The sequence below is a fragment of the Micromonospora sp. LHW51205 genome, from assembly GCF_003315815.1.
Lineage (GTDB): Bacteria > Actinomycetota > Actinomycetes > Mycobacteriales > Micromonosporaceae > Micromonospora > Micromonospora chalcea.
In genome coordinates this window covers 201,552-223,503 of the sequence record NZ_QMEZ01000002.1, presented here as the reverse complement: position 1 = coordinate 223,503, position 21,952 = coordinate 201,552, and the positions used below count along the sequence as shown (strand labels likewise).

At 71.3% G+C, this 21,952-nt stretch carries 15 protein-coding genes; 7 read left to right on the top strand and 8 right to left on the bottom strand.

Translation table 11 applies throughout. The features are described 5' to 3' along the window. Positions 1-5: 5 nt before the first annotated feature. Complete coding sequence (locus DQE82_RS08910; protein ID WP_043329693.1) at positions 6-2,861, bottom strand: aconitate hydratase; 2,856 nt, start codon at positions 2,859-2,861, stop codon at positions 6-8. A 156-nt stretch (positions 2,862-3,017) separates the two neighbouring features. On the opposite strand from DQE82_RS08910, the gene DQE82_RS08905 reads away from it, so the two are divergent. After that, a complete protein-coding gene (locus tag DQE82_RS08905) occupies positions 3,018-3,374 on the top strand; it encodes a glyoxalase (RefSeq protein WP_069089107.1) in 357 nt (118 codons plus the stop codon). Positions 3,375-3,398: 24 nt separating this feature from the next. Then, positions 3,399-4,052, top strand: coding sequence for a DedA family protein (locus DQE82_RS08900; protein ID WP_043329697.1), 654 nt, complete (start codon positions 3,399-3,401; stop codon positions 4,050-4,052). Between the two features lie 392 nt (positions 4,053-4,444). On the opposite strand, the gene DQE82_RS08895 is transcribed toward DQE82_RS08900, so the two are convergent. Both DQE82_RS08895 and DQE82_RS08890 read right to left on the bottom strand, forming a co-directional pair. Continuing rightward, entirely contained in the window at positions 4,445-5,281 is an 837-nt protein-coding gene (locus DQE82_RS08895) for a hypothetical protein (RefSeq protein WP_233514619.1), read from the bottom strand. Between the two features lie 52 nt (positions 5,282-5,333). Further along, entirely contained in the window at positions 5,334-5,525 is a 192-nt protein-coding gene (locus DQE82_RS08890; RefSeq protein WP_036343738.1) for a hypothetical protein, read from the bottom strand. Between DQE82_RS08890 and DQE82_RS08885 the strand changes: the two genes are divergently transcribed. Next, positions 5,524-6,231 (top strand): hypothetical protein, encoded by a 708-nt coding sequence (locus DQE82_RS08885; protein ID WP_064445335.1) that lies wholly within the window; start codon positions 5,524-5,526, stop codon positions 6,229-6,231. The genes DQE82_RS08890 and DQE82_RS08885 overlap by 2 nt on opposite strands. A gap of 41 nt (positions 6,232-6,272) precedes the next feature. Beyond that, positions 6,273-6,662 (top strand): hypothetical protein, encoded by a 390-nt coding sequence (locus DQE82_RS08880; RefSeq protein ID WP_064445336.1) that lies wholly within the window; start codon positions 6,273-6,275, stop codon positions 6,660-6,662. 52 nt (positions 6,663-6,714) lie between these two features. On the opposite strand, the gene DQE82_RS08875 is transcribed toward DQE82_RS08880, so the two are convergent. After that, the gene (locus DQE82_RS08875) at positions 6,715-8,226 is read right to left on the bottom strand and encodes an APC family permease (RefSeq protein ID WP_043329703.1); all 1,512 of its coding nucleotides are present in this window, start codon (positions 8,224-8,226) and stop codon (positions 6,715-6,717) included. Between the two features lie 200 nt (positions 8,227-8,426). Here DQE82_RS08875 and DQE82_RS08870 point away from each other — a divergent pair, with 200 nt between their 5' ends. Continuing rightward, entirely contained in the window at positions 8,427-9,080 is a 654-nt protein-coding gene (locus DQE82_RS08870) for a GPP34 family phosphoprotein (RefSeq protein ID WP_030503305.1), read from the top strand. Between the two features lie 39 nt (positions 9,081-9,119). Here DQE82_RS08870 and DQE82_RS08865 read toward each other — a convergent pair whose 3' ends face one another. Beyond that, positions 9,120-9,719, bottom strand: coding sequence for a GNAT family N-acetyltransferase (locus tag DQE82_RS08865; protein WP_043329705.1), 600 nt, complete (start codon positions 9,717-9,719; stop codon positions 9,120-9,122). Between the two features lie 153 nt (positions 9,720-9,872). Here DQE82_RS08865 and DQE82_RS08860 point away from each other — a divergent pair, with 153 nt between their 5' ends. Together DQE82_RS08860 and pulA are read left to right on the top strand one after the other, a co-directional pair. Then, positions 9,873-10,565, top strand: coding sequence for a cellulose binding domain-containing protein (locus tag DQE82_RS08860; protein WP_064445338.1), 693 nt, complete (start codon positions 9,873-9,875; stop codon positions 10,563-10,565). A 143-nt stretch (positions 10,566-10,708) separates the two neighbouring features. Next, positions 10,709-16,207, top strand: coding sequence for a pullulanase-type alpha-1,6-glucosidase (gene pulA / locus DQE82_RS08855; RefSeq protein WP_113972464.1), 5,499 nt, complete (start codon positions 10,709-10,711; stop codon positions 16,205-16,207). Positions 16,208-16,278: 71 nt separating this feature from the next. On the opposite strand, the gene DQE82_RS08850 is transcribed toward pulA, so the two are convergent. The 3 genes from DQE82_RS08850 to DQE82_RS08840 form a co-directional block, all read right to left on the bottom strand. Beyond that, entirely contained in the window at positions 16,279-18,129 is a 1,851-nt protein-coding gene (locus DQE82_RS08850; RefSeq protein ID WP_113972463.1) for a hypothetical protein, read from the bottom strand. A gap of 291 nt (positions 18,130-18,420) precedes the next feature. Further along, positions 18,421-20,121 carry a hypothetical protein gene (locus tag DQE82_RS08845; protein WP_233514618.1) on the bottom strand — a complete coding sequence of 567 codons (1,701 nt, stop codon included), beginning with the start codon at positions 20,119-20,121 and terminating at the stop codon, positions 18,421-18,423. 311 nt (positions 20,122-20,432) lie between these two features. Next, complete coding sequence (locus DQE82_RS08840) at positions 20,433-21,908, bottom strand: aminopeptidase P family protein (RefSeq protein ID WP_030504250.1); 1,476 nt, start codon at positions 21,906-21,908, stop codon at positions 20,433-20,435. Positions 21,909-21,952: the final 44 nt, after the last annotated feature.

Genomic DNA, 21,952 nt, shown 5'->3' with positions numbered 1-21,952 from the left:
CGGGATCAGCTGGCGATCATGCGGCGCAGCACGTACTGCAGGATGCCGCCGTGCCGGTAGTAGTCCGCCTCACCCGGGGTGTCGATGCGGACCACGGCGTCGAACTCCACACCGGTGTCGGTGGTGACCTTGACCGTACGCGGGGTGTCGCCGTCGTTCAGCGCGGTCACGCCGCTGATCGAGAACGTCTCCGTGCCGGTCAGGCCCAGCGACTCGGCGGTCTCCCCGCCCGGGAACTGCAGCGGCAGCACGCCCATGCCGATCAGGTTCGAGCGGTGGATTCGCTCGTACGACTCGGCGATGACCGCCTTCACGCCCAGCAGCATCGTGCCCTTGGCGGCCCAGTCACGCGACGAGCCGGAGCCGTACTCCTTGCCGGCCAGGATGACCAGCGGGACGCCCGCCTCCTGGTACGCCATCGAGGCGTCGTAGATCGAGGTCTGCTCACCGGTCAGGTGGTTGACGGTGAAGCCGCCCTCGACACCCGGGACGAGCTGGTTGCGCAGCCGGATGTTGGCGAACGTGCCCCGGATCATCACCTCGTGGTTGCCTCGGCGGGAGCCGTACGAGTTGAACTCGTGCCGGGCCACGCCGTGCTCGGCCAGGTACTTGCCGGCGGGGGAGTCCGCCTTGATCGAGCCGGCCGGGGAGATGTGGTCGGTGGTCACCGAGTCGCCCAGCTTCGCCAGCACCCGCGCGTCGGCGATGTCCTGCACCGGGGCCGGCTCCTGCTGCATGCCCTCGAAGTACGGGGGCTTGCGCACGTACGTCGACTCGCCGTCCCAGGAGAACGTGTCGCCGGTCGGGGTCGGCAGCGACTGCCAGCGCTCGTCACCGGCGAACACGTCGGCGTACGCGGCGCTGAAGCCGGTCGCGCCGATCGCGGAGGCGATGACGTCCTGGATCTCGGCGCTGTTCGGCCAGATCTCCCGCAGGTACACCGGGTTGCCCTGGGCGTCCTCACCGATCGGCTCGTTGGCCAGGTCGATGTCCATGGTGCCGGCGAGCGCGTACGCGACCACCAGCGGCGGGGACGCCAGGTAGTTCATCTTGACGTCCGGGTTGATCCGGCCCTCGAAGTTGCGGTTGCCGGACAGCACCGACACGACGGCGAGGTCGCCCTCGTTGACGGCGGCGGAGACCTCCTCCGGCAGCGGGCCGGAGTTGCCGATGCAGGTGGTGCAGCCGTAGCCGACCAGGTTGAAGCCGAGCTTCTCCAGGTACGGGGTGAGGCCGGCGCGGTCGTAGTAGTCCATGACGACCTTCGAGCCCGGCGCCAGGGTGGTCTTCACCCACGGCTTGCGGGCCAGGCCCTTCTCCACCGCGTTGCGGGCCAGCAGCGCGGCGCCGATCATGACCTGCGGGTTCGAGGTGTTGGTGCAGGAGGTGATCGCGGCGATCACCACGGCGCCGTGGTCCAGCTCGTACTCGACGCCGTCGGCGCCGGTCACGCGTACCGGATTGCTGGCCCGGCCGCCCGCGCCCACCGCGGCGGTCTCCAGGTCGCGCGGCGCGTCCGCCGGGTCGTTCACGCCGTTGGCGGGGGAGTCGCTGGCCGGGAAGGACTCGGCGGACGCCTCGTCGGCCGGGCCGTCGGCGCCGAACGGCTTCTCCTGCTGCGGCACGCCCGGCTTGCGGCCCGGGTCGCCACCGGTCTCGTCGGCGGCCACGTAGTCGCTGAGCGCGGAGCGGAACAGCGTCTTGGCGCTACCCAGCGGCACCCGGTCCTGCGGGCGCTTCGGGCCGGCCAGCGACGGCTCGATGGTGCTCAGGTCCAGCTCGAGGCGCTCGGAGTACTCCGGCTCGCGCTCCGGGTCGTGCCAGAGGCCCTGCTCCTTGGCGTACGCCTCGACCAGCGCCACCTGCTGTGCGTCGCGGCCGGTCAGCTCCAGGTAGCGGACGGTCTCGGCGTCGATCGGGAAGATCGCCACGGTCGAGCCGTACTCCGGCGACATGTTGCCGATGGTGGCGCGGTTGGCCAGCGGCACGGCGCTGACGCCGGGGCCGTAGAACTCGACGAACTTGCCGACCACGCCGTGCTTGCGCAGCATCTCGGTGATGGTCAGCACCAGGTCGGTGGCGGTGGTGCCGGCCGGCATCTCGCCGGAGAGCTTGAAGCCGACGACGCGGGGGATCAGCATGCTGACCGGCTGGCCGAGCATCGCGGCCTCGGCCTCGATGCCGCCGACGCCCCAGCCCAGCACGCCCAGGCCGTTGACCATGGTGGTGTGCGAGTCGGTGCCGACGACCGTGTCCGGGTACGCCTGGCCGTTGCGCTCCATGATCGTACGGGCCAGGTACTCGATGTTGACCTGGTGCACGATGCCGGTGCCCGGCGGGACGACCTTGAACTCGTTGAACGCGGTCTGACCCCAGCGCAGGAACTGGTAGCGCTCCTTGTTGCGCTCGTACTCCAGCTCGACGTTGCGCTCGAAGGCGTCCTCGCGGCCGAACAGGTCGGCGATGACCGAGTGGTCGATGACCAGCTCGGCCGGAGCGAGGGGGTTGACCTTCGTGGCGTCGCCGCCCAGGTCGCGTACCGCCTCGCGCATGGTGGCCAGGTCGACCACGCAGGGCACGCCGGTGAAGTCCTGCATCAGCACCCGCGCCGGGGTGAACTGGATCTCCACGCTCGGGTCGGCGGTGGCGTCCCACGCGCCGAGCTGCTGGATGTGGTCGGCGGTGATGTTCGCGCCGTCCTCGGTCCGCAGCAGGTTCTCCAGCAGGATCTTCAAGCTGTAGGGCAGTCGCTCGTGGCCCTCCACCTTGTCGATCTTGAAAATCTCGTAGCTCGCGTCTCCGACGCGTAGCTGGGTCTTCGCACCGAAGGTGTCGAGGCTCGCCACGTCGTACTCCTTCATACCAGCGACCGTGAGTAGTCCTGAGCAGTTTGTCGCACCGACCGGAGCGCCGCCGTGCTTAGGCAACACTTACCTGCGTCGGTCTCTACAAAACCGTACGTCCGTCTTGCTATTCACGCAACCTCGTGCCACGCTGCGGGACGAGGAGGTGCCACCATGATCCATCACGTCCTGCTCGCCTGCCCCCGCGGCTCCGAGGATCTCTCCCGCTCCTTCTACGTCGGCCTGCTCGGCCTCACCGAGAAGCCCAAACCCCCGGCCCTCGCCGCCCGCGGTGGTTGCTGGTTCACCGGGTACGACGCCGAGCTGCACCTGGGCGTCGAGGACGACTTCCGCCCCGCCCGCAAGGCCCACCCGGCCCTGATGCGGCCCGACCTGGACGAGCTGGCCGCCCGCCTGGTCGCCGCCGGCCACGCCGTGACCTGGGGCGACGAGGAGATTCCCGGCATGCGGCGGTTCCACACGCACGACCCGCACGGCAACCGGCTGGAGTTCTTGGCCCCCGCCGGGTGACCGGGCGCGGGTAGGGTCGGCGGGGTGGTCGACGTACAGCACTGGCTCGCCGCCCTCCCACCGGGCCTGATCTGCCTGCTCGTGGGCGTGGTGATCGGCGTCGAGAGCATGGGCATCCCGCTGCCCGGCGAGATCGTGCTGGTCAGCGCCGCCCTGCTCGCCGCCACCGGCGCCGTCGGGCCCGAGTGGGTGGCCGCCGCCGCAGCCACCGGCGCGATCCTCGGCGACTCCGTCGGGTACGCCGTCGGCCGCCGCGGTGGCCGTCCCCTCTTGGAGCGGCTCGGTCGGCGCTTCCCGAAACACCTCGGCCCCGCGCACCTGGCCCGCGCCGAGTTGAGCTTCGCCCGGCACGGTGTCTGGGCGGTGTTCTTCGGGCGGTTCGTCGCGCTGCTGCGCATCCTCGCCGGGCCGCTCGCCGGAGCGCTGCGCGTGCCGTACCGCCGGTTCCTGATCGCCAACGCCGCGGGCGGGCTGGTCTGGGCGTTCGGCACCACCTACCTGTTGTTCTATCTGGGGCAGGCCGCCGAGCACTGGCTCAAGGACATCTCCTGGGCCGGGCTGGTGCTGGCCGTGCTGGCCGGCGTGGTGAGCACCGCGTGGCTGCGCCGCCGAGCCAAGCGCCTGCAGCCCCTGGACAGCCCCGACACCCCCGACCCGGTCCCCGCAGCCGACCGCTGACCCACCCCGCCCGCACTCCGGTCCCCGCCCTGGGCCATGGCCCCTGCTCCGGTCCCCGGCCCTGCTCCCGTCTCCGCCTCGCCTAGCTGCCTCCCCCGGGCGCCGCCGCCGAGGTGATCAAGGAGTTTGTGTACGGATTCGGCCCGCCAGAGGACCAAAACTCCTTGATCGTCCGGCGTGGGCGCTGGCTGGTGGGCTGTAGGCCGGGAAAGCGAGAACGGGCGGGGCGAGCGGGGACGGGTGCTCAAGCGCGGGTGCGGGATTCCGGTGCGCCGCCCGCCCCGTTGATCATGAGGTTGGCGGCAGTTTGTGTCTGTTTTGTCCCGGCCAACCTCATGATCAACGAGACGGGGTGAGGGCGTGGGGAGATCTGGTGGTGCGATGGCCGGTGGTCAGGGGGCGGTCAGCAGGTCGAGCAGGGTGTCTCGGGCGGTGCGTACGGCGGCCCGGGACTCCTCGGTGTGGTCCAGCGCGTCGAATCCGTGCTGACCGTTCGGCACGTCCACCACGTGCAGCGGGATGCCGCGCCGCCGGGCGACCACCGTGAACGCCTCGATGGTGGGTGCGACCTCGGGCCGTTCCCGGCCCGCCCTGGTCAGCACCAGCGTCGGCCGAGCCGGCTCGCCCGGCCGCGCGGCGTCGATGCCCGTGTCGCCGGAATCCACGCTGCCCGGCGTCGTGGTGTCGTCCGGCAGCGCCGGGGTGGCGGTGGCGTCGCCGGTGGGGGCGGGCAGGCCGAGCGCGTCGATCGGGCGGAAGCGCGGATCCACCGGGGGCCACCCGGGCAGCGGGGCCAGCAGCGGATAGGTCGCGGCCAGGCCGCGCAGCCAGCGGGGCGGGTCGCGGAGCCAGTCGCCGAGCAGCAGGCCGGCGCCGGAGAAGAACCAGAGGCCGAGCCGGTCGGCGTCGACGCGAGAATCGGCGCGGAGCAGTTCGGCGGCGGCGGCGACCCGCGCGGCGACGGCGTACAGGTCGTCGGGGCCGGCCACGGTGAGCTGGGGAATCGCGGCCAGCACGCCCCGCTCGGCGAGCAGCGCGCCGTAACCGCGGTAGAGCGGCCAGTCGCGCGCGTCCGGCGCGTCGGGCGGGCCCGGCACGCCGTGCACGATCACGACTGCGGGATGCCGGCCGTCGCCGGTGGGGACGTGCAGGTCGACGTCGCCGTGCCGCTCCACCGCGGCGGGCCGGGGGTCGAGGACGAACGGGCTTTCCCAGAAACTGGTTCCCATCACGCCGATGCTAGGAGAACCCGCCCGGCCCCGCCGCCCCGTGACTGTCCGTTCAGGAGGACGACGACGCCTTCGCATGCCGCTCGCGCAGCCGGTCCCGGATCTCCTCCGGGGTGTACGCGCGGCGTCGCCGTTCCGCGCGCGCCACGACCACTCCGGTCGCCGCGACGCCGGCGAGACCCGCGAGTCCGAGTACCTTCCACCACCGCATCCGTTGCCGCATCCGCTTAGGGTAGTCCTCCATGAGCATCAGCCTGGACGAGGCCGTGGAGCTGACCCGCACCGGCGATCTGTGGGTGTTCCGCGGGCGCAGCGTGCCGGACCGCGCCATTCAGCTCACCACCAACAGCCCGGTCAACCATGTGGGCATGGCGGTGGTGCTCGACGACATGCCGCCGCTGATGTGGCACGCCGAGCTGGGCCGTTCGCTGCCGGACATGTGGACCGGCACGCACCAGCGTGGCGTGCAGCTGCACGACCTGCGCGACGCGGTCTGCGTCTGGGCCAACCGGTACGGCCAACGGGGCTGGCTGCGTCAGCTCGAACCGCCGGCCGACCCGGCGATGGAGGAGGCGGTGTTGCGTACCGTGGCCCGTCTCGACGGCACGCCGTTCCCGTCCACCGCGCAACTCGCCTGGCGGTGGGCCCGGGGCCGGGTGCCGCACCCGCGCCGCCTGAGCCTCGACGGCATCAAGGGCCGGATCGGCGGCCGGGGCCGGACCAGGAGCGGAGACGAAAGCACGGACGGCGGGCAGAGCAGCGACAACGCGTTGGAGACGGCGTACTGCGCCGAGGTGGTGGCGGTGACGTACGAGGCGATGGGTCTGCTGCCCGCCGGGCGGCGGCCCAACTGGTACGACCCTGGACGGTTCTGGAGCGGCGACGACCTGGCCCTCAGCGGCGGCGCGCGCCTCGGAGCCGAGATCGAGGTGCGGATCCCGCCGCGCTGAGGAAGGTTTGCCGCCGCGCCGGGCCGGTAATGAGGAGCGTCGTGACGGCTTCCACCGACCTCGACACGCTCACCGACTTCTTCGACCGGTACGGCGTGGCGCTGACCACCGCCGACGTGCCGGCCATCGCCGGCTGCTACGCCCTGCCCGGGCTGGTGGTCGCCGACACCTACAGCTTCTCGTTCACCTCGCCGGCGGCGGTGGCGCTCAGCTTCGTCGGCGCCGCCCCCGACTACCAGGAGCGGGAACTGGTGGCCGCGAACGCGCAGATCGAGGACGTGCAACAGGTCTCGGCGTTGCTCACCGAGGTGGCGGTGCGCTGGGAGTTCCTGGACAGCCAGGGCGGCGCGGTGCCCGGCGAGCGTTACCGCTACCTGCTGCGTACCACCGAGGACGGTCCGGTCATCTGCACTGTCATCCGTACCGCCTGATCGTGGTGGTGCGGCGGCCGGCCACGCGGGCCGGCCGCCGCACCGACGGACGTCAGCGGTGGTGGGCGCCGGCCCAGCGGTCGGCCTCGGGGGCCGGGTGCAGGCCGGGCTCGTGCAGGCCCTCCTCGGTGACCTGGCCGATCCGGCGGTACGTCTCGGGCCGGCTGGTGCGCAGCACCGCGCCCCAGATCAGGCCGAGCACGCCCGCCGCCACCGGAATCGCCGGCAGCAGCCACTTCAGGTAGCTCGCGGTGTCGGGCGCGAGCAGCGCGTCGAAGTTGAACAGCAGCACCAGCAGCACGGCGGTGAGCAGGATCGTGCCGAGCCCCGGGGCGATCGCCCGCTGCCACGCGCTCTCCGGGCCGGGACGGCCCCGGAAGAAGCCCACGACGGAGGCCGAGGTGAGCGTCATCAGCAGCACGACGCCGACCGCCGCCGCGCCGGACAGCCAGGTGAACAGGTCGATGACCGGGTCACGGCCGGTCATCGCGAACGCCAGGAACACCACTACGGCGAGGATGCTCTGCACCAGCGAGCCCGCCACCGGGGCGCCGCTGCGGCTGGAGGTCGCGCCGAGGAAGCCCGGCAGGACCCGCTCGCGGCCCAGCGCGAACAGGTACCGCGCCACGCCGTTGTGGAACGACAGCAGGGCGGCGAGCACGCTGGTGATGAACAGGACGTTGGCGATGTCCGCGACGACCGCGCCGGTGTACTGGTCGAGCGCGCCGAAGATGACGCCGGGCCCCGCCTCGGCGCTGGCCGCCGGCGCGTTCTCCGGGCCGGTCAGCACGGTCAGCGCCCACGCGGAGAAGGCGTAGAACAGGCCGGTGAACGCGACGGCGATGTAGGTGGCCCGGGCCACCGTGCGCCGCGGGTCCTTGACCTCCTCGCTGTAGATGGCGCCGCTCTCGAAGCCGGTGAAGGAGGCGATGGTGAACGCGAGCACCGCGCCGAAGCCGGCGCCGAACAGGTGGCCGGGGCTGATGCCGGCGGTGGTGACGGCGCCGCCGGCCGGGTTCGCGAAGGCGACCAGGTCGAAGATCAGCACGGCGATGCACTCGAGGATGAGCAGCACCGCCAGCACCGTGGCGTTCAGGTCGATGCGCAGGACGCCGAGCGCGCCGATGAAGACCCAGGCCAGCAGCGCCCAGACCCACCAGTCGAGGCTGATGCCGGTCTTGGCGTCCATGAAGTCGCCGAGGATCGCGCCGAGCAGGCCGTAGAGACCGATCTGAATGGCGTTGTACGCGGCCAGCGCGACGGCCGAGCCGGCCACCCCGCCGGCTCGACCGAGGCCGTTGGCGATGTACGCGTAGAACGCGCCCGCGTTGGCGACGTACCGGCTCATCGCGGCGTAGCCGGTGGCGAAGACGGCGAGCACTGCCGCGAGGAGGACGTATCCGAGCGCGGCGCCGATGTTGCCGCTGACCGCGTACATGGTGGTGACGCCACCGCCGAGAACGGTCAGCGGGGCCGACGCGGCGACGGTGAAGAAGACGAGGTGAGCGGTGCCGAGACGACCGCGGCGCAGCCCACCGTCAGAGAAAAACGGATCGGAGGACAAGGCTTCTCCAGGGGAGGGAAGTGAGGGGGTTCAGCTGTCTACTTCGGAACAACCTGAAGCAGGGTATTGGTGATCACTGATCGTCACAACCCCGTCTCGATATCGATTTGGGGGGCTCCTGATCGACCGGAATTGAGCTGTGCGTGGTCATGCCGTACCGTCCCGTGTCGACGTTCACGGCCACCGTTCGAGGATGGACCATGACCTACCCCGGGGCGCAGGCCACCTACCGGCTTGCGGATGCGCTGTTCCTTATCGGACACGACGAGTTCACCGGCAAGCCGCATGTCGCCGTCGACCGGCTTGAGTGCGGGCTGGCCGGCGCCGCGCTCGCCGAATTGATGTTCGAGGGCCGGATCGCCCTCGACGGCGGCGGAATCGCCGCTGTCGATCCGCGACTGTGGCAGGAGCCGCTCACCGATCTGCTCATTACCGAGATTCTGCGTCGGGAGGGCGCGCACCCGGCCCGGCTGTGGATCCGTTATCTGCGGACCCAGCTCAACATCAACGAGCGTGTCGGCACCCGGCTGGTCACCGCCGGCGTGCTCCGCCGGGAGCAGGGCAAGCTGATCGGCCGGACGGTGCGCTGGCCGGCCAACGACCCGAACCAGGCGGCCTCGCCGCGGGTACGGCTGACCGCCATGCTGATGCACTCGTCCCCGGCCGAACTGGACCCGGGCACGCTGCTGCTGGCCAGCCTCGCCGAGGCGGTCGGGCTGGCCGCGAACATCTTCGACCCGCAGGTCGGCGTCCGGATGCGGGACTGCCGGCGGTTCCTGCCGGGGCAGCTCGACGGACTGCTCGCCGCCGTCGTGGGCGCGCTCGACGTCAGCACCACAACGGTACGGCGATGACGTCCCGCCCCGGGTGAGGCCGGGGCGGGACGATCCCGGTCAGGCCGGGTCGCGCCACATCGGGTAGAGGCTGGGCCCGTCCGGCAGGTCGAGCGTGACCGGGCGGCGCCGGAATCCGAGGCGCTCGTAGAGCGCGGCGTTGCGCGGCGAGCTGGCTTCCAGGTACGCGGCGGAGCCGGCCTGATCCAGCTCGGCCAGCTTGTTACGCAGCAGCGCCGACCCGACGCCCTTGCCGTGATGGTCCGGGTGTACCGCGATGAAGGGCAGGTACCAGTGCGGCTCGCTCGGGTGGCGGGCGCCCATCATCTCGTCGAGCATGCCGAACCGCTTCATGGCCTCGGCGCCGATCGCGGCCTCCATCCCGGCGAACTCGTCGCCCTCCTCGGCCTCGTGGCCGTCGCCGGTGGGCAGCCAGAGCGTGGCGCCCAGGCCGTCGCCCGCGAGGTGGACCTCGCCGGTGCGCAGCGCCAGCGCGACGAACGGCCCGAAGAAGGCGGGATGGACCCGCGCGCGGTGGTCGTCGGCCGGGAAGACCCAGCCGCTCACCGGATCCTGCATGAACGCCTCGGCGAGAATCGCGGTCACGACGGCGGCGTCCGCCGTGGACGCCCGCCGGATGTTGCCCTGCCACTCAGTCACTGGCCATCCGTCCTACCGGCTCGACGAGCCATTGTGGTCATTGATCGGCGTGCAAGGTATCAGGAGTCCGCGCCGTGCGGCAGGCCCGATTCCGGCCGCTCGCCGCGGCCCGGTCCCGGTGGCTACGCTGGCCCGGACCCCGACAGGAGGACCATGTCCCACACGCGTCGCTCCGGCCCGCAGCCCGGGGCCGCCATGACCTCGTCCCCCTGGATCCTCGTCGCCGCCGGCGTGGTCGTGATGGTGGTCCTGTTGGCGGTGGCGCTCGGTTCGGTGCGGGGACGGAGCACGTTCCCGGCGGCCGATCCGCCCGATCCGCTGATGCCGCTGCCGCACGTGCCGCCGACCCCCACGGCGGTCAGCGCCAGCGGTCCGTCGCCGGTCTCCGCCACCGCTCCGGTGTTGCCGGGCCTGTCGCCCCGCTCCACGGAGCTGCCCGCCCGGCCGACGCCGGCCGCGTCGACGCCCAGCCCCCGGGGCGTCGCCCGGCCGGTGCCGCCCCCGTCGTCTCCGCCGCCGGTGGCGCCGCCGTCCGCGGTGACCGGCAGGTACAGCGTGCAGAGCGCCTTCGACGGCGGCTTCATCGGCGAGGTGCTGCTCGTCAACACCGCGCGTTCGCACCGGGGCTGGACGGTGCGCGCGGTCTTCCCCGGCGGAAGGCTGGTCACCGCCTGGGTCGAGGGCGCCGAGCAGGGCGTGTTCCGTTTCGACGACGGCGTCTTCACCTACCGCAGCGGATTCGACCTGGCCCCCGGGCAGTCCCTGGCGGTGCGGTTCCACATCGAGCGGGCGGGCACCCGGCCGGCGAGCTGCACCGTCGACGGCACGCCCTGCGTCGCTCGGTAGAACCCGCGCCCCGGGATCGGGGCGACACGCGTGCACTCTCTTGCAAGGTAACTGCTTTGTTGCAGCATGGTTTGCAAGGTATTGCAGAATGTTTCGGCAAGGGCTAGCGTGCGGGCGAATCAGCGACCAGAGAAAGGCCGTCGATGAAACCGCCGCCGATATCCCCCAAGGCGCTGCTCGCCCTGGTCACCTCTCTCGTGCTCGCCGTCGTCGGCGTTCCGGTGGCCCTCCATCAGCTCGGCGACGACGCTCCCGAGCGCGCCGCCACCCCCGACGTCCTCGCCGCCGGCAACGCTCCCCAGTGGAACCACGAGCCCTCGCCCGACGCGCTGCTCGCGGCGAGCCGCAACACCGCCAAGGCCGAGCAGTTCTACTTCGTCCTGCCGGACCGCTTCGCCAACGGCGACAAGCGCAACGACAACGGCGGCCTCACCGGCGGCCGGCTCACCACCGGCCACGACCCGACCGACAAGGGCTTCTACCACGGCGGCGACCTCAAGGGCCTGATCGACCGGATGGACTACATCCAAGGGCTCGGCACCACCGCCATCTGGCTCGCCCCGATCTTCAAGAACCGGCCCGTGCAGGGCACCGGCGCCGACGTCTCGGCCGGCTACCACGGCTACTGGATCACCGACTTCACCCAGGTCGACCCGCACTTCGGCACGAACGCGGAGCTGAAGAAGCTGGTCGACCTCGCCCACCGGCGGGGCATCAAGGTCTACCTCGACATCATCGTGAACCACACCGCCGACGTCATCCGGTACGCCGAGGACAAGTACGGCTACGTGGACAAGAAGACCGCCCCCTACCGCGACGCGCAGGGACGACCCTTCGAGGACCGGAACTACGCCGACGGCACCCGGAAGTTCCCCGCCGTCAACGAGAAGTCGTTCCCGTACACCCCGGTGTTCGCCACCCCCGCCGACGCGAAGGTCAAGGTACCGGCCTGGCTGAACGACCCGACCATGTACCACAACCGCGGTGACTCCACCTTCGCCGGGGAGAACAGCGAGTACGGCGACTTCTCCCGCCTGGACGACCTGTGGACCGAGCGGCCCGAAGTGGTGCGCGGCATGACCGACATCTACGCCGAGTGGATCGGCAAGGCCGGCGTGGACGGGTTCCGCCTCGACACCGTCAAGCACTCGAACCTCGAGTTCTGGCCGCAGTTCGCCCGCGGCATCGACGCCGCCGCGGCGAAGGCCGGCAAGAAGGACTTCTTCATGTTCGGCGAGGTCTACAGCGCCGAACAGGAGATCCAGTCCACCTACGTGCGGCGCGGCGGCCTCCCCGCCACGCTCGACTTCTCGTTCCAGGAGGCGGCACGTGGCTACGCCGCCGCCGACGGCTCGGCCAAGGCGCTCGCCGACGTGTACGCCAAGGACGACCTCTACACCGCGCGGGACACGAACGCCAACCGGCTCACCACGTTCCTCGGCAACCACGACATGGGCCGGATCGGCTCGTTCGTCGCCGCCGGCGGCGGGGACGACGCCGCCCAGCTGACGCGCAGCCGGCTCGCCCACCAGCTCATGTTCCTCACCCGTGGCCAGCCGGTCGTCTACTCCGGCGACGAGCAGGGCTTCACCGGCCCGGGCGGGGACAAGGACGCCCGGCAGGACATGTTCGCCTCCCGGACCGCCGACTACCTCGACGACGACCTGATCGGCACCACCCGCACCCACGCCGTCGACCAGTACGACACCCGCCACCCGCTCTACCGGACCATCGCCGAGCTGGGCGGCCTGCGGGCCGCGCACCCGGCGCTGCGCGACGGCGTCCAGGTCACCCGGCACGCCGCCGACGGTCCCGGCGTCTTCGCGTTCTCCCGCGTCCTGCCCGCCGACCGGATCGAGTACGTGGCGGCGGTGAACAACGCCGCCACCCCGCAAACTGTCACGGTGGACACCTGGTCGGCCGGCGCCCGCTTCACCGGCGTGTACGGCGGCGCCGCAGACGTGACGGCCGCCGCCGACGGCAAGCTGAGCCTCACCGTGCCGGCCATGTCGGCGGTGGTGCTCAAGGCCGACCGGGCCATCCCGCACCCCGGGGCCGCTCCGAAGATCACGATCACCGAGCCGGGTGACGAGCCCGCCCCCGGCAAGGCCACCGTCACCGCCCAGGTCACCGGCGACCCGCTCGCCACCGTCACGTTCGCCGCCCGGGTCGACGGCGGGAAGTGGACGCTGCTGGGCAGCGCGCACCGCGCCCCGTACACCGTGCACCACGACCTCACCGGCCTGCCCGGCGGCACCACTGTCGAGTACAAGGCAGTGGTCCGCGACGGCAAGGGCCGCACCGCCACCGCCCGCGCCACCGGCACCGTCGGCACCCCGGACCGGGGCGAGTCGCGGGACTGGGCGATCGTGCACTACAAGCGCCCGGCCGGCGGGTACGACGACTGGCGGCTCTACGCCTGGGGTGACATCGACCCGGCGTACGTCACCGAGTGGCCCGCCGGGCAGCCGTTCGCCGGCGAGGACTCGTACGGCCGGTTCGCCTGGGTGAAGCTCAAGCCGGGCGCGAAGTCGGTCGGCTTCGTCGTGGTCGACTCCGGCGGCAACAAGGACGTCGCGGCCGACCGCTTCATCGACGTGACCCGGACCGGGGAGGTCTGGGTCAAGCAGGGCGACGCCGAGGTGTACCCGACGCGGCAGGCCGCCACCGGCGAGCCCGACCCGCCGGTGGCGCCGGACACGGCGCTGATCCACTGGCGCAAGGCCGACGGCAACTACGACGGCTGGGGCCTGCACCTGTGGGACGGCGCCGCCAGCCCGACCGACTGGGCCACGCCGCTCAAGCCGGAGAAGATCGACGCCTACGGCGCGGTGTTCCGCGTGCCGCTGAGCGCCGGCGCGACCGGGCTGAGCTACATCGTGCACTCCGGCGACCAGAAGGACCACCCCGAGGACCAGCGGCTCGACTTCGCCACCGCCGGGCGCGAGGTGTGGCTGCTCGCCGGCGTCAAGGGCCGGCTGCTGCCGACCACCACGTCCGGCGCCGCGACCGACATCGACATCACCAGGCAGAAGGCGAACTGGATCGACAGGTCCACAGTCGCCTGGGCCACCGGCCCGACCGACGGCAGGCGGTACGCGCTCGCGGTCGCCCCGGCCGGTGGAATCGGCGTCGCCGACGGCGAGCTGACCGGCACGTACACCGAGTTGCCGCTGCGGGCGCAGCGCAACGGGCTGACCGAGGCGCAACGACAGGCGTACCCCCATCTCTGGGACCGTCGCGCCTTCACGCTCGCGCGCGGCGACCTGGCCAAGGTGCCGGCGGCGCTGCGCGGGCAGCTCGTGGTGACCGAGCGGGACGCCGAGGGCGCCCTGCTCGCCGCCACCGGCGTGCAGATCCCCGGCGTGCTCGACGACGTCTACGCGGCCGCGACCGGCGCGAAACTCGGCCCGACGTTCGCCGGGCGGGTACCCACGCTGGCCGTGTGGGCGCCCACCGCGCAGAAGGTGGCGCTGGAGCTGTTCGACTCGCCCACGGCCGAGCCGACCACTGTGGCGATGCGACGCGACGACCGCACCGGTGTCTGGTCGGTGCGCGGGACGAAGGCGTGGACCGGCCGCTACTACCGCTACCAGGTGCAGGCGTGGCAGCCGGCGACACAGAAGGTGGTCACCGCGTCGGTGACCGACCCGTACTCGGTGGCGCTCGCGCCGAACTCCACGCACAGCCAGATCGTCGACCTGACCGACCCGGCGCTCGCGCCGGCCGGCTGGGCGAACCTGCGCAAGCCGGCCGCCCCGCCGGCGTCGAAGGCCCAGATCACCGAGCTGTCGGTGCGGGACTTCTCCATCGCCGACAACACGGTTCCGGCCGAGCGGCGCGGCACCTACCTGGCGTTCACCGACCCGCAGACGGCGGGCATGAAGCACCTGCGGGCGCTCGGCGACGCCGGGGTCAACTACCTGCACCTGCTGCCCGCGTTCGACTTCGCCACCATCCCGGAGAAGCGGGCCGACCAGGCCCAGCCGGCCTGCGACCTGGCCGCGCTGCCGCCGGACTCCGACCAGCAGCAGAAGTGCGTCGCGGCGGTCGCCGACACCGACGGCTACAACTGGGGGTACGACCCGCTGCACTACACGGTGCCGGAGGGCGGGTACGCCACCGACCCGAACGGCGCCAAGCGCACCACCGAGTTCCGGCAGATGGTCGCCGGGGTGAACAAGGCCGGCCTGCGGGTGGTCATGGACGTGGTCTACAACCACACCTCGGCCGCCGGCGCCGACCCGAAGTCGGTGCTCGACCAGGTGGTGCCGGGCTACTACCACCGGCTGCTCGACGACGGGTCGGTGGCCAACTCGACCTGCTGCGCCAACACCGCCCCGGAGCACGCCATGATGGGCAAGCTCGTGGTGGAGTCGATCGTCACCTGGGCCAAGGCGTACAAGGTCGACGGCTTCCGGTTCGACCTGATGGGTCACCACCCGAAGGCGAACATCCTGGCCGTACGGGCCGCGCTGGACAAGCTCACGCTCGCCCGCGACGGCGTCGACGGCCGGAAGATCCTGCTCTACGGCGAGGGCTGGAACTTCGGCGAGGTCGCCGACGACGCCCGGTTCACCCAGGCCACCCAGATCAACATGGCCGGCACCGGCATCGGCACGTTCAACGACCGGCTCCGCGACGCGGTGCGCGGCGGCGGCCCGTTCGACGCGAACCCGCGCGCGCAGGGCTTCGCCTCCGGCCTCTACACCGACCCGAACGGCGACGAGGTCAACGGCACGGCGGCCGAGCAGCGGGCCCGGCTGCTGCACCAGCACGACCTGATCAAGGTGGGCCTGACCGGTAACCTGCGCGACTACCGGTTCACCGACTCCTCCGGGAAGCGGGTCACCGGCGCGCAGGTCGACTACAAGGGCGCGCCGGCCGGATACACGGCCGCGCCGGGCGAGTCGGTCACCTACGTCGACGCGCACGACAACGAGATCCTGTACGACGCGCTGGCGTACAAGCTGCCGCAGGGGACCTCGGCGCAGGACCGGGCCCGGATGCAGGTGCTCGCGCTGGCGACCACAGCGCTCGGGCAGGGCGCCGGGTTCGTCACCACCGGCTCGGAGCGGCTGCGCTCGAAGTCGCTGGACCGCAACTCGTACAACTCGGGGGACTGGTTCAACCAGATCCGCTGGGACTGCGCCCAGGGCAACGGGTTCGGCGCCGGCCTGCCGCCGGAGGCCGACAACCGCGACAAGTGGTCGTACGCGAAGCCGCTGCTGGCCGACCCGTTGCTGGTGCCGGACTGCGCGGCGGTCGAACTGGCCGACGCCCGGTACGCGGAGCTGCTGCGCGTCCGCCGATCCTCGCCGGTGTTCGGGCTCAGCAGCGCCGAGCAGGTGCAGAAGCGGGTGGCGTTCCCGCTGTCCGGGACGAAGGAGACGCCGGGCGTGCTCACCATGACCCTCGACGCGCGCGGGCTGGACGGGACGTGGAAGTCGGTGACCGTCGTCTTCAACGCCACGCCGGAGACGGCGAAGCAGACGGTCACCGGGCTGCGCGGGGCGAACGTGGCGCTGCATCCGGTGCTGCGGAACTCGGCCGACCCGGCGCTGCGTACCGCCTCGTTCGACCGGGCCGCCGGCACGTTCAACGTGCCCGCGCGCAGCGTGGCGGTGTTCGTCCAGAGCTGACCGGCACGGCCGACCGGCCCCCTGCCACGTCACGTGGCAGGGGGCCGGTCGCGTACCCCGGGACCGTCAGGTCAGTTGAAGCAGTCCTCGACGGTGTTGGCGCAGTTGGTGGGGTCGTTGTTGCTGATGAGGGACTTGTCGTCGAGCTTGACGCGTCCTTCGTTGTTGAGGACGCCGCCGGCGACCCGGTGGAGCTTGCTGGAGTCGGTGGCGGTGTTCTTGGTGACGTGGGTCTTGGTGAGGGTGATCTTGGCCTTGTTGTTGAAGATGCCGCCGCCGTTGAGGGCGGTGTTGGCCTTGATCTCGGTGTCGCGGATGGTGAGGGTGGCGTTGTCGTCCTTGTCGTGCTCGCGGGTGAGGAAGCCGTCCTCGATCTTGATGAGCCACTCACCGTTGTAGATGCCGCCGCCGAAGCGGTTGGCGGTGTTGTCGACGATCTTGCTGTCGGCGATCGTGGCGCTGGCGTGCTCCTTGTCGTTCGGGTAGCCCCAGTGCTTGCCGCCGGTGACCACCACGCCGCCGCCGTTGCCGTCGGCGTGGTTCTTGGCCACGTGCACCTTGTCCAGGTCCAGGTCCGTGTTCTCGGCGTAGACGCCGCCACCGTTCTCGCAGGCGGTGTTGCCCGTGATCGCGGTGAAGGAGACCGTGACGGTGCCGCCGCTGCTGAACAGACCGCCGCCGTTCTTGCCGGCGCGGTTGTCCGACAGGCTGGACTTGATGCCGTCCTTGCCGTGGTCGGAACCGAAGATCTCGACGATCCCGGCCTCGTGGTGCTTCTCCTTCTTGTCGTAGCCCTTCGGCGCGGCCGAGGCCGCCGGGCCGTGCTCGCCGGAGAAGCCGCCACCGTTGGCGATGCCGCCGCCGTTGCCGCCGGCGGTGTTGTCGTCGACGTGGGTTTCCTCGACCTTGAGGATGCCCTCGTTGAAGATGCCGCCGCCGTCGCCCTGGGCGTGGTTGTTGACGACCTTGCTCTCCTTGAGCCAGGTGCGGCCGTAGTTGGCGACGGCGCCACCGTCGCCCTCGGCGTTGTTGTCGACGAGCTTCACATTGTCCAGGTAGGCGCTGCCGCCGCGCTCGACCAGCAGCGCGCCGCCGTCACCCTCGACCCGCTTGTCGTCGTCCTTGCCGTCGTTCATGCCGTCGGCGACGGGCGTGACAGCGGCGGCCGTGGTCGCCGCGGCCGGAGCCGCGACAGCCGGAGCGGCCGGGGCCGCCACCGCCGGGGCGGCCGCCGGAGCAGCGGCCGGCGGCTGGCCGCCGCCACCCGGGTACTTGAACTCGTTGGCGTTGCCGCCCTTGATTGTGAGGTCCTTGAGGGTGAGGTCGCCGCCGTCGCGGACGCGGAAGATGCGGAAGGTGTCTTCGGCGTCGCGCTTGATGGTGGAGCCGTTGCCCTTGATGGTGACGTCCTGCTTGATCTCGGGCAGGGCGGAGCCGAACTTGCGGTCCTTGACGCCGAGTTCGTAGGTGCAGTTCTCGGCGAGCTTGAGGGTGCCGCCGTGGTCGCGGTTGGCGAGTTCGAGGGCGTCGATCAGGGCGTCGTCGTCGCAGGCGACCTCGCGGGTCTTGCCGTGGTCGTCCTTGCCGTCCTTGCCCCAGTCGCCCTTGTCCGGGCCCCACTCGCCGCGGTCGCGGCCTTCCTGGCCACGGTCCTTGCCGTCCTTGCCGTCCTTGTCGTACCCGTCCCGGCCGTACTCGCCCTCGTCGCCGTGGTCGTCGTCGCTGAGCTGCTGCGTGGTCGACCACTTGACGTCGGCGAGCCGGTGCGGGCCGGTGGCCCCGGTGGTCGCGTAGGCCACGCCGGCGAGGCTGACCGCTCCGGTCAGGCCCACGACGCCCGTGGCGAGCCACATCCGGCGACGCCGGAGCGGGGAGATGGTCTTGCTGGTGGCGTCATTGTTATTGCGAAGGTAGTTGGACATCGGAGCTCTCTGCCCTCTCCTTGTACCTGACAAGGTCGCTTCGCCCTGGCGAGGCGGCCTTCGCTACAAATCGGTTGTAGCTGCTGAGAACGACCGTATGAGAACCTTCTTCGCCTCGTGGCCATATACGAAAAAAACCCGCATAAGGGTGCGGGTGGGATGGGCGGGCGCAGTGCGGTCCGGACGCCCCGGTGGGGGACACCACGGCCAGCCGGGCCGCTCCGAGGTCGGGTGCCCTCCTCCCGCCGTCGCGGCGGAAGGAGGGCACCCCGGGTTATGTGGTGGAGCGAATCAGTTGAAGCAGTCCTCGACGGTGTTGGCGCAGTTGGTGGGGTCGTTGTTGCTGATGAGGGACTTGTCGTCGAGCTTGACGCGTCCTTCGTTGTTGAGGACGCCGCCGGCGACCCGGTGGAGCTTGCTGGAGTCGGTGGCGGTGTTCTTGGTGACGTGGGTCTTGGTGAGGGTGATCTTGGCCTTGTTGTTGAAGATGCCGCCGCCGTTGAGGGCGGTGTTGGCCTTGATCTCGGTGTCGCGGATGGTGAGGGTGGCGTTGTCGTCCTTGTCGTGCTCGCGGGTGAGGAAGCCGTCCTCGATCTTGATGAGCCACTCACCGTTGTAGATGCCGCCGCCGAAGCGGCCGGCCGTGTTGTCCACGACCGCGCTGTCGGCGATCGTGGCGCTGCCCGCGAGGCCGTCCTTCTCGGCGCCGTTGCCGGCCCAGTCGCGCCCGCCGGTCGTCACCACGCCGCCGCCGTTGCCGTCGGCGTGGTTACCCGCCACGTGGACCTTCTCCAGGAGCAGGTCGGTGTTCTCGGCGTAGACGCCGCCACCGTTGTCGCAGGCGACGTTGCCGCCGATCGCGGTGAACGAGACGGTGACCCAGCCGCCGCTGCTGAACAGGCCGCCACCGTTGTGGCCCGCCCGGTTGCGGCTCAGGGTGCTCAACGAGGCGTCCTTGCCCTCGTACGCCCCGGTGATCTCGACCGTGCCGGCGCGGTGCTTGCCGTGCTCACCCTTGTCGGCCTTCGCCGCCGAGGCCAGGTCGACCGGCCCGTCGTGGTGCTCACCGCTGCCGTTGGCGATGCCGCCGCCGTTGCCGCCGGCGGTGTTGTCGTCGACGTGGGTTTCCTCGACCTTGAGGATGCCCTCGTTGAAGATGCCGCCGCCGTCGCCCTGGGCGTGGTTGTTGACGACCTTGCTCTCCTTGAGCCAGGTGCGGCCGTAGTTGGCGATGGCGCCGCCGTCGCCCTCGGCGTTGTTGTCGGTCAGCTTCACGTTGTCCAGGTGCGCGCTGCCGCCGCGCTCGACCAGGAGCGCGCCGCCGTCACCCTCGACCCGCTTGGCATCCAGCTCGGCCGGGTCGGCCGCCTTCGGCACGGACGGCCCGGGGTACTTGAACTCGTTGGCGTTGCCGCCCTTGATTGTGAGGTCCTTGAGGGTGAGGTCGCCGCCGTCGCGGACGCGGAAGATGCGGAAGGTGTCTTCGGCGTCGCGCTTGATGGTGGAGCCGTTGCCCTTGATGGTGACGTCCTGCTTGATCTCGGGCAGGGCGGAGCCGAACTTGCGGTCCTTGACGCCGAGTTCGTAGGTGCAGTTCTCGGCGAGCTTGAGGGTGCCGCCGTGGTCGCGGTTGGCGAGTTCGAGGGCGTCGATCAGGGCGTCGTCGTCGCAGGCGACCTCGCGGGTCTTGCCGTGGTCGTCCTTGCCGTCCTTGCCCCAGTCGCCCTTGTCCGGGCCCCACTCGCCGCGGTCACGGCCTTCCTGGCCACGGTCCTTGCCGTCCTTGCCGTCCTTGTCGTACCCGCCGTCGGAGTCGTTGCCGGCGTTCTGGGGAGCGGCGGCGTGGTTGTCCGCCACCGGCTCGGTGCCGGACTTGTCGTCGCGGGCGGCGAGACCGCCCAGCGCCGCCAGCCCGACGACGCCGGTCAGCCCGGCCACGCCGGTGGCGACCCAGAGCGCCCGCCGCTTGCTCGTCCGCGGGGCAGGCGCCATCGGCGCTCCACCGTCGGGTGTCGTTACATCGTTCGACATGAGATGAGAGCCCTTTCGGTTCTTCCCAAACGGGTCGCACCGCCCCAGGCCGGGCGACCAGCTACAAACCGGTTGTAGCCTCTGATCAGCACCGTATGAGAAGGTTCCTCGCGAGGAAGACGTATCCGAAAAAAGCCCGCATTCCTCCCACGATCGGCGGTCGGTGACCAACCACGTGAGCGGACCGCAACTCCCCCAGACGGCGGCGGGCCCCACCACCTGCCGTGAAGGCGCGGTGGTGGGGCCCGCCGGAAGATCGCGGCCCGCAGGACTCAGCCGGGCAGGCGGGGGCCCGCCTCACGCTGCTCGGCCAGCCAGGTCTCCACCTCGTCGGAGCGCCGCGGCAGACCGGCCGACAGGTTCACCGGACCGTCCGCGGTGACCAGGATGTCGTCCTCGATCCGCACGCCGATGCCCCGCAGCTCCTCGGGGACCATCTCGTCCTCCGGCTGGAAGTAGAGCCCCGGCTCGACGGTCAGCACGTACCCCTCGCCGAGCGGACCCTCCCGGTAGTTCTCCTTGCGCGCGTTGGCGCAGTCGTGCACGTCGATGCCGAGCATGTGGCTGGTGCCGTGCAGCGTCCACCGCCGGTAGACCGTGGAGGCCGGGTCCATCGCCTCGTCCACGCTCACCGGCAGCAGCCCGAGATCCTTCAGCGCCTCGGCCAGCACCCGCATCGAGGCCAGGTGCACGTCCCGGAACGCCACGCCCGGCCGGCACATCTCGATGCCGGCCTGCTGGGCGGCGTACACGGCGTCGTAGACCTGGCGCTGCAGCGGCGTGAACCGGCCGTCGACCGGCAGCACCCGGGTGACGTCGGCGGTGTAGAGGTTGCGGTTCTCCACGCCCATGTCCATCAGCAGCAGGTCACCCGGACGGGTGGCGCCGTGGTTGTGCACCCAGTGCAGGACAGTGGCGTGCTCGCCGGCCCCGACGATCGAGCCGTACCCGACGTCGTTGCCGTCGTGCCGGGCACGCAGCGCGAAGACGCCCTCCAGCAGCCGCTCGGAGACGCCGCGGTCGGCCGGCAGCGCCCGTGCCACGTCCTCGAAGCCGCGCACCGTGGCGTCGCACGCCTCCTGGAGCTGCGCGATCTCCCACTCGTCCTTGACCAGCTTCAGCTCGGCGATCGCGATGGCCAGCTCCCGGTCGCGGCCGGGCTGACCGTCGGCGCGCGCGCCGTCGTACTGACGCACCGCCGCGTCCACCCGGGCGTCGAAGCCGCGCAGCACCCGGGTACGCCCCGGCGCCAGCTCGGCCAGCGTCGCGTCCAGCTCGCTCAGGTCGGCCGTCGGCAGGCCCAGCTCGGTGGACTTCTCCCGCAGCGTCGGCCGGCGGCCCACCCACAGCTCACCGTGCCGGCTGCGGAAGAACTCGTCGGTCACCCGCGACGACCGGGGCCGCATGAACAGCGTGGACTCGCCACCCGGGCGCAGCACGAGGACGCTGTCCGGCTCCAGGTCGCCGGTCAGGTACGCGAAGTCGCTGCCCGGACGGAACCGGTGCTCGGTGTCGTTGGCGCGTACCTTCTCGTTGCCCGTGGGGATGACCAGCGTCTCGCCCGGGAAGGCCTCGGCCAGCGCGGCCCGCCGCTTGGCGTGGTTGGGCGCCTCCGGGCGCGGGGCGACCGGCAGTTCGGTGTCCCGCCAGCCCTGGCGCATGAACGACAGGAACGCCTCCGGGAAGTCCGGGTCGTGCGACTCCGTACCGTCCGCCGGTTTGCCCTGTCGCGTCCGCTCCTCGGCCATGATCCGTCCCTCCCTGAGCCTCGTCGCTGGTCCAGACGGTACCG

Excerpts from the sequence above, each read along its gene's own strand:
- DQE82_RS08895 (WP_233514619.1), bottom strand. The coding sequence starts at position 5,281 with ATGGGAACCAGTTTCTGGGAAAGCCCGTTCGTCCTCGACCCCCGGCCC.
- DQE82_RS08850 (WP_113972463.1), bottom strand. The coding sequence starts at position 18,129 with ATGTCCAACTACCTTCGCAATAACAATGACGCCACCAGCAAGACCATC.
- DQE82_RS08905 (WP_069089107.1), top strand. The coding sequence starts at position 3,018 with ATGATCCATCACGTCCTGCTCGCCTGCCCCCGCGGCTCCGAGGATCTC.
- DQE82_RS08845 (WP_233514618.1), bottom strand. The coding sequence starts at position 20,121 with ATGGCGCCTGCCCCGCGGACGAGCAAGCGGCGGGCGCTCTGGGTCGCC.
- DQE82_RS08885 (WP_064445335.1), top strand. The coding sequence starts at position 5,524 with ATGAGCATCAGCCTGGACGAGGCCGTGGAGCTGACCCGCACCGGCGAT.
- DQE82_RS08860 (WP_064445338.1), top strand. The coding sequence starts at position 9,873 with ATGTCCCACACGCGTCGCTCCGGCCCGCAGCCCGGGGCCGCCATGACC.
- DQE82_RS08870 (WP_030503305.1), top strand. The coding sequence starts at position 8,427 with ATGACCTACCCCGGGGCGCAGGCCACCTACCGGCTTGCGGATGCGCTG.
- DQE82_RS08840 (WP_030504250.1), bottom strand. The coding sequence starts at position 21,908 with ATGGCCGAGGAGCGGACGCGACAGGGCAAACCGGCGGACGGTACGGAG.
- pulA (WP_113972464.1), top strand. The coding sequence starts at position 10,709 with ATGAAACCGCCGCCGATATCCCCCAAGGCGCTGCTCGCCCTGGTCACC.
- DQE82_RS08890 (WP_036343738.1), bottom strand. The coding sequence starts at position 5,525 with ATGGAGGACTACCCTAAGCGGATGCGGCAACGGATGCGGTGGTGGAAG.
- DQE82_RS08910 (WP_043329693.1), bottom strand. The coding sequence starts at position 2,861 with ATGAAGGAGTACGACGTGGCGAGCCTCGACACCTTCGGTGCGAAGACC.